This window comes from Acinetobacter legionensis, assembly GCF_048551735.1.
Lineage (GTDB): Bacteria > Pseudomonadota > Gammaproteobacteria > Pseudomonadales > Moraxellaceae > Acinetobacter.
In genome coordinates this window covers 1-577 of record NZ_JBIMBV010000088.1, presented here as the reverse complement: position 1 = coordinate 577, position 577 = coordinate 1, and the positions used below count along the sequence as shown (strand labels likewise).

The 577-nt window shown below is 35.2% G+C and carries 2 protein-coding genes; one reads left to right on the top strand and one right to left on the bottom strand.

The window, feature by feature from the left end; genetic code table 11:
* A partial coding sequence (locus ACG9ZL_RS21135; RefSeq protein ID WP_419306140.1) for an Arc family DNA-binding protein occupies positions 1-257 on the bottom strand: 257 nt, incomplete at its 3' end.
* Between the two features lie 134 nt (positions 258-391).
* Between ACG9ZL_RS21135 and ACG9ZL_RS21130 the strand changes: the two genes are divergently transcribed.
* Positions 392-571: a hypothetical protein gene (locus tag ACG9ZL_RS21130; protein WP_004784370.1), complete on the top strand. Its 180-nt coding sequence runs from the start codon at positions 392-394 to the stop codon at positions 569-571.
* The last annotated feature ends 6 nt before the right edge of the window (positions 572-577 follow it).

Genomic DNA, 577 nt, shown 5'->3' with positions numbered 1-577 from the left:
TAAGGTGCTTTTTTTAATACATCTGTATTGTTAATAATCATATCTAGCTTTTCTTCGATTGATTGGATTTTAGTCAAATAGTCTTTGTCAGCTTGAGTAATTGTAGGCAGTTCCTCATTAGCTAAAGACTGCTCCAGCCGAGCAACAATGTCAGCATTCATTGAACGGTTATGTTTTTTAGCTGATTGAGCTATTTTTTCTTTTAATTCATCGGGCCAGCGCAAATTGTATTGTGCATTTAAGTGTTTGCTACTCATTATGACCATATACCGCAAATAAAAAACATAATAATAGTAGCCAGTGCATATTGACAATCCTAGCCAATGGGTATTATTATCCAGATATAGCCAGTGGCTATTATTGTTAAGATCACCCATCATAGGAGTTTGATATGGAACTACCCACAAAACCAAAAGGTGAGCGAACCAAGATTCAGTACAATCTTCGAATTGAACCTGAATTAATGGATTGGCTTAAAGAGCTTGGTCAGGAGTATGAAAGACCAGTGAATTATTTAATTAACCATGCGGTTAAGCAAATGAAAAATGAAATAGAGAGTGCGAAAGCATGAAATCAA